The sequence below is a fragment of the Streptomyces hyaluromycini genome (assembly GCF_002217755.1).
In the GTDB taxonomy this organism is placed as follows: Bacteria; Actinomycetota; Actinomycetes; order Streptomycetales; family Streptomycetaceae; genus Streptomyces; species Streptomyces hyaluromycini.
In genome coordinates this window covers 1-9,772 of record NZ_BCFL01000050.1, presented here as the reverse complement: position 1 = coordinate 9,772, position 9,772 = coordinate 1, and the positions used below count along the sequence as shown (strand labels likewise).

7 protein-coding genes and 3 pseudogenes are annotated in these 9,772 nt (G+C 60.2%); 4 read left to right on the top strand and 6 right to left on the bottom strand.

What is annotated here, in order from left to right; all coding sequences use genetic code 11:
• Positions 1–13 precede the first annotated feature (13 nt).
• Positions 14–704 (top strand): annotated as a pseudogene (locus SSP29_RS51245) (transposase).
• Positions 705–732: 28 nt separating this feature from the next.
• Positions 733–858 (top strand): annotated as a pseudogene (locus SSP29_RS58275) (transposase); the annotation flags it as partial.
• Between the two features lie 86 nt (positions 859–944).
• Here SSP29_RS58275 and SSP29_RS52805 read toward each other — a convergent pair.
• The 3 genes from SSP29_RS52805 to SSP29_RS51230 all read right to left on the bottom strand — a co-directional run bounded on the left by SSP29_RS52805 (position 945) and on the right by SSP29_RS51230 (position 4,590).
• Positions 945–1,370 (bottom strand): hypothetical protein, encoded by a 426-nt coding sequence (locus SSP29_RS52805; RefSeq protein ID WP_145969092.1) that lies wholly within the window; start codon positions 1,368–1,370, stop codon positions 945–947.
• Between the two features lie 1,678 nt (positions 1,371–3,048).
• Positions 3,049–3,477: a peptidase inhibitor family I36 protein gene (locus SSP29_RS61490; RefSeq protein WP_089107903.1), complete on the bottom strand. Its 429-nt coding sequence runs from the start codon at positions 3,475–3,477 to the stop codon at positions 3,049–3,051.
• A gap of 420 nt (positions 3,478–3,897) precedes the next feature.
• Positions 3,898–4,590, bottom strand: coding sequence for a transposase family protein (locus SSP29_RS51230; RefSeq protein ID WP_089107902.1), 693 nt, complete (start codon positions 4,588–4,590; stop codon positions 3,898–3,900).
• A gap of 54 nt (positions 4,591–4,644) precedes the next feature.
• Here SSP29_RS51230 and SSP29_RS58270 point away from each other — a divergent pair.
• A protein-coding gene (locus SSP29_RS58270; RefSeq protein ID WP_089107901.1) for an IS5 family transposase occupies positions 4,645–5,465 on the top strand; the annotation gives its coding sequence in 2 pieces (ribosomal slippage) (positions 4,645–4,992 and positions 4,995–5,465; 819 coding nt in all).
• 157 nt (positions 5,466–5,622) lie between these two features.
• Here SSP29_RS58270 and SSP29_RS58265 read toward each other — a convergent pair.
• Together SSP29_RS58265 and SSP29_RS51215 are read right to left on the bottom strand one after the other, a co-directional pair.
• Positions 5,623–6,895 (bottom strand): annotated as a pseudogene (locus tag SSP29_RS58265) (IS256 family transposase).
• A gap of 143 nt (positions 6,896–7,038) precedes the next feature.
• The gene (locus SSP29_RS51215; RefSeq protein WP_150136584.1) at positions 7,039–7,275 is read right to left on the bottom strand and encodes a hypothetical protein; all 237 of its coding nucleotides are present in this window, start codon (positions 7,273–7,275) and stop codon (positions 7,039–7,041) included.
• Positions 7,276–7,364: 89 nt separating this feature from the next.
• Here SSP29_RS51215 and SSP29_RS58260 point away from each other — a divergent pair.
• Positions 7,365–8,182 (top strand): IS5 family transposase gene (locus tag SSP29_RS58260; protein WP_089107900.1). Its coding sequence is split into 2 segments (ribosomal slippage): positions 7,365–7,713 and positions 7,713–8,182, totalling 819 coding nucleotides; the frame shifts between segments, so codons are not numbered across the junction.
• 255 nt (positions 8,183–8,437) lie between these two features.
• Here the strand turns inward: SSP29_RS58260 and SSP29_RS51205 are convergent.
• Positions 8,438–9,454 (bottom strand): AraC family transcriptional regulator, encoded by a 1,017-nt coding sequence (locus tag SSP29_RS51205; RefSeq protein ID WP_245883614.1) that lies wholly within the window; start codon positions 9,452–9,454, stop codon positions 8,438–8,440.
• Between the last annotated feature and the right edge of the window lie 318 nt (positions 9,455–9,772).

Below are 9,772 nucleotides of genomic sequence, written 5' to 3'. Positions count from 1 at the left end.
TTAAGGGGTCACGATGCTCATCGTCACCCGCGAGGGTGACCGCCGGTGCAAGCTTCCGCCGCACCAGCGTGCGCTGGTCGCTCTGGTGTACCTGCGCAAGCACGACACCCTCGCCCAGATCGCCGCCGGCTTCGGCATATCGGTCGGTACCGCCCACGCCTACACGGCTTCCGTCATCGACCTCCTGGCCGACCGGTCACCGGGCTTGCTCAAGGTCCTACGCGAGGCCGACCCGGAGTACGTCCTGCTGGATGGGACGCTCGCCGAGTGCGACCGGGTGGGCGACGGCCGGGCCGACTACTCCCACAAGCACCGCCGCCACGGCGTGAACGTGCAGGTCGTGACCGACCCGGTCGGGCAGGTGCTGTGGATCTCGCCGGCCCTGCCAGGCCGCTGCCACGACCTGACCGCGGCCCGCACCCACCGCATCATCCGGATCTGCGAACACCAGGGAATCCCCGTCCTGGCCGACCGCGCCTACACGGGCGCGGGCCCCTGGGTCACCACCGGACGCAGACGACCGCCCGGCGGACAGCTCTCCTACACAGCAGACGGTCAACCGGGCACTCGCCACGTCCCGGGCACCTGTCGAGAGAGGGATGGCACTGCTGAAGTCCTGGCGCATCTTCCGAAGATCCCGGATCAGCCCGAACCGCATGACGTCACTCGCCAAGGCAGTCCTCACCCTGGAGAGACAGCGCTGAAAATACTCACTTACTCACCGAGTGGCAGTTGAGGGCGCCGGTCGTGGTCGCTGATGCCGGCTACGGCGTCAGCACCCCGTTCCGGCTTGGTCTCGAAGAACGGGGCCTGTCCTATGTGCTGGCTCTGAACGGGAAGGAAGTCGCCCACCCGGAGCTGCCTGACCAGCGGCAACGGGTAGGAGTCTGCACTGGCCGGTGTAGCCGAAGATGCTCGTCTGGCCGTTGGTGGTGCGGCAAAAATCAGTCAGCGTGCTGCCACACCTCGGCAAGTGCCATAGCCTCAAGCTGATCGGAGGTAAGGACAGGTTCGGTACGTTCAGCTGGCAGCTTGTAGGCCCTGGCGTTCAAAGCCGTAATTGCAACACGCAAACCGTCCTCTCGGAACGTATCAACCGTCCATTGCTTCGCTCCATTTCCTCCATAAGGGGAGGGCCGCTCGTAAACTTTGATGCGGGTATGATCCGACAGATTTTTCGCATCCTTAAACAGCTCAAGCATCTTCGCATCACCAGGCCTCCATTGTTGAACATTCACGGCGACGAGAGTCTTGCCATGCCCGTCGTCGACCACCACGTGTCCGAACCCGCGCGAGCCCCCCGGCTCGGTAATCTGTAGCCCAGAGGGGCACAGCGTCTTGATAGCATGCGCGATCTCCAGAGCACTCATCCGAGACATTGAGGAAGATCGCGTACTGCTGGGCGGTTTTGGTATTTGTAGAAGAATGGATTTCCAGGCATCAGAAACCGCTAGGGCCGAGACTTCATTTCGAGTCAAGGGGGATGCGACTTCTTCACTACCTGCCCAACCGGGCTGGCCGGACACAGACACAGTTACCTGCCCCCCATCCGCATACGTAAGCCGAGCAATAAGCCGCTCGGTACCAAAGGGCTTGGAATCATCCTCGGGCGATCGGTCAAGCACAAGGGTTGCACCGTTAGAGAGTTTACTCGCACTGCATTGCGTATAGGGAGCATAGGCAGTATCAGGACACTTCAGTGTCTGTTCAGGAATCGGAACAGCCCATCTATTGGCCAATACTGCCACCTTTACCGTACGCCCGTCTTTATCAAAGACAAGCTCAGCCGACGGCAAAGCGCCCACCTCAATACCCGTTCCCTTCCGATGTGTAATGTGCCCCTCAGGAAGCAGAGACTCGAGAACGTGAATCATTTTCTCCGCCGATGCCGATTCAGTAGAGGGAGCACGGCGCTGACTGTCGCCCTCCAGCGTGCAACCGGCCAACACGGCGGCAGATAGACCAATGTGCGCAGCCACCGCAAAAGTTCGATACCGACGCAAAAATCGGGTGCCCCTCCGAACCAAAAGCGGTCTGGTCGGACTCCAGCCAAGCCCATATCGCCCAGGAAGACTCAAATAACTCACCGATTCGACACGCGTAGGAGAAATAGATGCACAGCAATATCTGCTAATGAAAAATCAGAAATCTACACATAGAGAAGAATGGAATTATGTGCCGTGTTTAGAGTATCGCCTCGATTAAAGCTTCATCATACCCAATATGGATAATGCCGGGACAAAATGACGACATCCGCAATTATAGGAGTAAAAGTGCGGCTCAAATATACCTTCGAAGAGCACACAGCCCTCTTTCCGTCGCTTGCATGAGAATGCAGCGAATTGACGTCAAGAGTTCACCGGCCGTGACAAATGCAGCGCTTAACCCAGAATACGCCTAACCGGAGGGACGCCACGATCCATGAAATGCAATAATTACCCAGCCGCCGACCGAATTACTTCGGCCGACGGCTGGGAAGCGAACTGCGCGGCTAGCCAAGCCGCCGGTTAGGTTCTAATTCTACTGGCAAGTACCCAGGTGCCAAGAATTGATCAGATCGGCCCAACCCCAGCCACGCAAATCCGCGACCTTCCAGCCGGCCCCCCATGCGAGCTTATCCCCTTGCCAACGCGCACCGCTATAAAAACAGTACGTATTCGATGAATTACTGAGCACGCCCGACGTCCGATTTCCAAACGGGAGCAAGTAATTCACATCATTATACTGCTGTTCATCGTTCTTCTGGCGGTACGTGGCTCCAGACCATCCACCATCTATGTACAGGCAGAGCTTATAGCCATCACATGTGGACGTGGTCCCGTTGCCTTTGCCGATATCAGCGGCGTAGGCTGCTCCACTTGACACCCCTGCCAAAGCGAATAGTGCAAGCGCAGGAACGACGATTTTTCGGACCACCGGACTGGAGATCTTCACTCGAATGACCTTTCTTCTACGGCTTGCGCACTTCCTGGAATAGCAATAAATGCGCTTGGTGATAAAGTTCTATTTGAGAGATGCGCAGATAGATCTGTAAGGGAAGCTCCCTAACTAACAAGCGTGACCTATCAGTGAACTAACCTTGTCATTCATTCCATAATTTCCCAAGTTGTCAACGCGCTGGCCAGGAGATACTGTCACATTTGACCCCGTCCAGTTGATTTCCGAGTAGAGGCACCACGGAACACTGGAATTACTGACCACTGACGAAGCCTTATCATTGAAAGGATCACTCGTGCCATTATAATTTTTGAAGTAGTCTGAGGTGGCATTCACATTGGTGTAATAGTAATAGCCACTCCAAGACGTATGCTCAAATATGCAAAAACTGTGCCCATCGCAGGTAGATGCCGTGTGCAAACTCGAAGTATTATGCTCCCATCCCACGTCAGCAGAAGCTTGCGTCGAGACCCCGGCAAAAGTGGCGACTGCAACCAGCGCTATTAGCACTGGACGAACGATTCCTTTAGAAATTCCCATGCGAAACAATCCTATCCTGGAGTTAGTTACGCTGTGCCAACTTCATTTTTGAAGTCAACCCGGAACGCGGATTAACGGCTACTTCCACGCAAGCCAATACTCTGCTACGAGGGGCAGGGGATCATAGAAGCCTAGTGCCAAAAAATGGAACCCGGCCGCCACGCGTATCGGGATTGGCGCAGTAGCGACATTCTTCAGCAAATGTCTACGGTCGGGGCAGATTCAGGCGTTGCTACCGACACTGGCGACACGCGGCGTAAAGCCTTTCAAATTGATTCAACCGCGTCTTTTCTGCATGTAGACGGCTTATCGGGCACTCAGGGAGCTCGTAACTCGATCATGATCGGTGCTTCTTCAGACGCCACCAGCAGATGAGGCCGCAGGGCCAGTGAGCGTTTTCAGAGTGGTCACTGAGTATTTTCAGCGCTGTCTCTCCAGGGTGAGGACTGCCTTGGCGAGTGACGTCATGCGGTTCGGGCTGATCCGGGATCTTCGGAAGATGCGCCAGGACTTCAGCAGTGCCATCCCTCTCTCGACAGGTGCCCGGGACGTGGCGAGTGCCCGGTTGACCGTCTGCTGTGTAGGAGAGAGCTGTCCGCCGGGCGGTCGTCTGCGTCCGGTGGTGACCCAGGGGCCCGCGCCCGTGTAGGCGCGGTCGGCCAGGACGGGGATTCCCTGGTGTTCGCAGATCCGGATGATGCGGTGGGTGCGGGCCGCGGTCAGGTCGTGGCAGCGGCCTGGCAGGGCCGGCGAGATCCACAGCACCTGCCCGACCGGGTCGGTCACGACCTGCACGTTCACGCCGTGGCGGCGGTGCTTGTGGGAGTAGTCGGCCCGGCCGTCGCCCACCCGGTCGCACTCGGCGAGCGTCCCATCCAGCAGGACGTACTCCGGGTCGGCCTCGCGTAGGACCTTGAGCAAGCCCGGTGACCGGTCGGCCAGGAGGTCGATGACGGAAGCCGTGTAGGCGTGGGCGGTACCGACCGATATGCCGAAGCCGGCGGCGATCTGGGCGAGGGTGTCGTGCTTGCGCAGGTACACCAGAGCGACCAGCGCACGCTGGTGCGGCGGAAGCTTGCACCGGCGGTCACCCTCGCGGGTGACGATGAGCATCGTGACCCCTTAAAGTCGACGTTTCTTATGGCGTGATCGGTCGTTGAGCCGTGCATGACGGATCTCGTGGAGCGGCTGGTGCCGGACGAGTTGTGGGTGTTGTTCAGGCGGGTGGTGCCACCGACGGTGGTGATACGTCCGCAGGGTGGTGGTCGGCGTAGGGCGGGTGACCGTGAGGCTCTGGCGGCGATCATCTTCGTGGCGACTTCGGGCTGCACGTGGCGGCAACTGCCGCCGGTGTTCGGCCCGGCCTGGCCCACGGTCTATCGTCGGTTCGCCCAGTGGAGCCGGGACCGGGTCTGGGCCCGGCTCCACCGCGTGATCCTCGATGAGCTCGGAGCGCGGGGTGATTTGGACTGGTCTCGGTGCGCGATCGACTCGGTCAGTCTGCGGGCGGCAAAAGGGGGCCAGTAACGGGACCGAATCCGACCGACCGCGGCAAGCTGGGATCGAAGATCCACCTGATCTGCGACCGGAACGGACTACCGCTGTCACTGGGCATTTCCGGCGCCAACATGCACGACAGCCAGGGCCTGGAGCCGCTCGTGCGCGGTATCCCGCCCATCCGGTCCCGCCGCGGGCCCCGACGTCGACGGCCGGCGAAACTGCACGCCGATAAGGGCTACGACTACGACCACCTGCGTCGATGGCTCCGTAGGCGGGGCATCCGCCACCGCATCGCCCGCAAGGGCATCGAGTCCTCACAACGGCTGGGCGGACACCGCTGGGTGGTTGAGAGAACCGTGTCCTGGCTGGCCGGCTGCCGCCGGTTGCACCGCCGCTACGAACGCAAGGCCGAACATTTCCTCGCCTTCGTCGGCATAGCTGCAGCCCTCATCGGCTACCGCCGTATGTCGACCCTGCTCACGGCCTGAGCCGGTCCTGCTGCACGTCGAAACAGATCAGCTCCATGGACTCCGCCACGGCTGCCGCATAGGCCGACGCTTCCTCGGCCCTGTCCCAGGCCAACCCAAAGTAGACAAGTGGACCACTTGCACCGTCGATCAGGTCATGTCCCGCGGGGTGGTGTAGTCACGGCAGCTGTTTCGGTTCCGGTTGCGGGGTGATTTGCGTTTCGGGTTCGGTTGGCTTGGTGGTGAAGAGCTCGGCCATGGAGGCTTCGGAGAGGTAGCGGCGGTCGAAGACCTGCCACTCGTCGTGGAGTTCGGCCAGCACTGCAGCGGCGAGCCGGTCCAGGGCGGCGGGGTTGGGAAAGACCTGGACGACGTCCGCCCGTCGTTTGATCTCCCGGTTCAGCCGCTCCAGCGGGTTGGTCGACCAGATCTTCTTCCAATGCGCCGGCGGGAAGTCCGCGAACGCGGTGATGTCCGTCGCTGCATCCAACAGCATCGTTTTGACCTGCGGGAACTGCCTTCCGAGCATGTCGGCGACCACGTTCAGCTGGGCGCGCACCTGCTCGCCGGTAGTCTGCGCGAAGATGGTGCGGATGGTGGCGGCGACCATCTCCCCGGAGCCCCTCTCGATCACTGAGAACACATCCCGGACGAAGTGAACCCGGCACCGTTGCCAGGCCGCGCCGAGGAAAACGGTGCGGATCGCGGCCACCAGCCCGCTGTGGCTGTCGGAGATGACCAGCTGGACGTTCTCCAGGCCACGGGCTCGTAAGGACCGCAGGAACTTCGTCCAGAACGGCTTCGACTCGCTGTCGCCGACCATCAGGCCGAGGACCTCGCGGTGCCCGGTGGCGGAGATCCTCCCCCAGCCTCCGGCCGGGGGTACCCCCAGTCGCGATGACCACGGCCTGCGAGGCGATCCGGTGATTGACCCTCGCCTTGCAGTAGGTCGCGTCCAGGAGGACGTAGGGGAAGACGGTGTGATCCAACGGCCGCTCCTTGAACGCGGTCAGTTCCTCGTCCAGCTCGCCGCAGATGCGGGAGACCTCGGACTTGGAGATCCCGCTGTCCGCACCCAGGGCTTTGACCAGGTCATCGACCGAGCGGGTCGAGACACCGTGCACGTATGCCTCCATCACCACGGCGAACAACGCCCGGTCGATCCGCCGCCGACGTTCCAGCAGCGACGGGAAGAACGACCCGCTGCGCACCTTCGGGATCTTCAGGTCCAGGTCGCCGGCCTGCGTGGTCAGCAGCCTCTCCCGGTGGCCGTTGCGCCAGGTCGTGCGCGCTTCGGAGTGCTCGCGCGGCGCGGCACCGATCACCTCGGTGGCCTCGGCCTCGATCAGCTCCTGCAGGATGCGCTCGCACACCACCCTGATTGCCTCAACTCCATCGGCCCGACGTAGTGACTCCAGCAGCCGCATCAGCTCAGACTGGGACAAGGCCATCGCGTGCTCCTCCGGTCGAACTGCCCGTTCACCAGGGAGACTTGCGCGATGGCCTGCCCATGTTCAGGGAGCATGCACCGCCAGCGGATGCACGCCCCGGGCAGACACCCGCGCGTTCCGGGACTGTGCCCGGCTACACCACCTCACGGAACGCGATCGTCGATCAACGGCCCGACCGACCACGGCGACGTCTCACCCTCGTCCTCAGTGATGTCACACCACCGGTCAAGAAGCGCCGCGACGAAGGCCGTGATGCGTTCGGACGGAGGCTCCTTGACCTCACTGTCGAGATAGCGGTCGTACAGGCCATTGAAGGACCGGCGGGCGCTCTTGTCGTCCGCCGGTCGCACACCTTCCCAAACAGCCAGGTCGTAGCTCATGCCAGGAGGCTCTCACGCTGCTCTGACAGCCATAAGAAACGACTTCTTTAGACCGTGTCCTCCGTGGTGAGGCGGTCGTTGGTTGCGGTATGGGGCGGGGTACGTGGAGTTGGATTTTGCCGGACGGGCTGTGGGAGATCGCGAGGCCGCTGATCCCGCCCTCGAGAGTGCGGCCGCAGGGCGGCGGAACGCAGGACACCCCAGATGAGACGCTGTTCGCGGCGATCGTCTTCGTCCTGGTCAGCGGCTGTGCCTGGCGCCAGCTGCCGCCCTGTTTCGGCATATCGAAGTCGACTGCTCACCGCCGGTTCCTGATCTGGTCGAGAGCCGGTGTCTGGGGCCGCCTCCACAAGGCTGTGCTGCACCGGCTCGACGACGCCGGCCTCATCGACGTCACCCGTGTCGTCCTCGACACCTCCCACGTCCGGGCTAAAAAAGGGGCGAACATACAGGTCCGAGCCCTGCGGACCGGGGCAAGCCGGGTTCCAAGATGCACGTTCTGTCGGACGCGAACGGACTGCCCCTCCTCGTCGGCATCTCGGCCGGCAACACCCATGACAGCGAAGGGCTCAAGCCCATGATCGAGGGTCACCAAACGAGACACGACCCTCACAACGGCCGCCATTTCAAGCCCCAGCGCCTCCACGCCGACAAAGCTTACGACCGAGCCGACCTGCGCAGATGGCTCAGATGGAAGCGCATCGGCGTGCGCATCGCCCGCAAAGGGATCGAGTCCAGCGAGCGATTAGGGCGACGCCGCTGGGTCATCGAGCGGACGATGTCCTGGCTATCCGGCTACCGACGCTTGAGCCCTCGCTACGAACGCAATCCCCGCAACTACCTGGCCTTTCTCGGCCTCGCCGCCGCACTCTGCTGCTACAAACGCCTCGTCCGCCTCACCACGTAGGACACGGTCTTAGCCGCCTACATCCGCACGGTCTCCCGGCGCTGACGTCCTCCAGGACTCAGCCCGCCCCCATCCGCATACCTCACACACCACGGATACAGCCACCACACCAGCCCTACCAGGCACTCCGACAGAGTTCACCCTGACGAGCCGAAGTCAGTAAATCTGCCACCCGCAACCGGTCCGAACCATCCGCACTGAAGTGTCGATTGACCAGGTCATGCACGCGTGGAGTATGTGCGAGATACTAACTAGTCAAGAATTCCAAGAAGAGTTTTTCCGAAGATACGCGATCGGAGTTGACCCGAAAGTTTTCTTAAAGAATCGAATAAAATGACCAGCATCCGAAAAGTGCCACTTTGTTGCAATTTCCGATATTGACACCTCCTTTTTCGATGCCAAGAGTTCATCGCGCGCCATCTGGAGACGGCGGTGACGTACAAACGACATGATGGACTCTCCCGATCCCGAGAAAGTGCGATGCAGTGTGCGAGGAGAGACACTCAGGAGTCGGGCAATCATCGCAGGCGACAGCTCCTGGTCTCCCAAATTCTCCTCTATGGCATCCTTCGCCGCCTCAATCATCGTTTTATCCCGGCTCCCTAAATTGGAAGTGAGTGATTTTGATATAATCCCATCGATCAAAGCTGCGCAGGCGTCAAGGGCAATCGCCTGCACCTTCGCGGAGAAATCGACGCCATGCGCAGACTTCTCCACTGCTTCTAGAAGGTTTAGGAGAAACCGAATTTCTGGACTATTAGAGTCGCCTACACGAACACCGTCGATTGCTTTCTTCGATCCAATGCGAGACGCCAGCACGACTCGGGGAAAGGTGACGACATGAACATGCGTGGCCGGAGTACATGAAAATCCCCATGGGATCTTAGTGTCTCGAATACAGAACTGTCCAGGCGATACCGTATAATCCACCCCTTCTCGCGTGAATTGCAGCTGACCGGACGAAACAACATTGACAACAATGGGGTCGCCATCGAGGTTTCGACCTGAAACCCCCGTCACTGAGTCGCATTGCAATTTCACTGTCAGCAGTTCACCTACGCGTTGCCCGCGAGCTGAGAACCGGAAATCCTCTAGAGTGTCGAGCTGGGTGATTTCCAGATTTATGAGGTGTGAAAGGGAATTGCGGCACCATGCTCGCAGTATTCGATTTCCTTCGAAAGTGTTCTGAGGCGCCACGATCATTGAGGTTCTAAAAGTTGCCGGCCGACCGAGTGCAGACTCAGGTAGAGTAGTCGTGTTTGGCTCAGTCATCCAGCTTTCCCTTCGATCGTTATTTTCGCACTGCGATTCGCCAATTTTGCAGTTCGCACTCAAATTCGAGACGCGATTAGTCGGCATGAAACTGACGCCCACCCAGGCTGGCCACACATGTGCTTCAGTGCGCCTCGAAGCGGGTAGCGGGCGAGGTGCATCGGGAGCGGCAAACCTGCTTGGCCAAGTGAACCGCCCGGTTATCTACGTTCAATTCATGAGTGATTTATGGACTGTCATATCCGTCAAAAGTTGATATGAAGCGTTAAGTCGTGTATGCCGAGGCAGAGTTTGGTCTCCCTGCTTGTGTCCACTAGC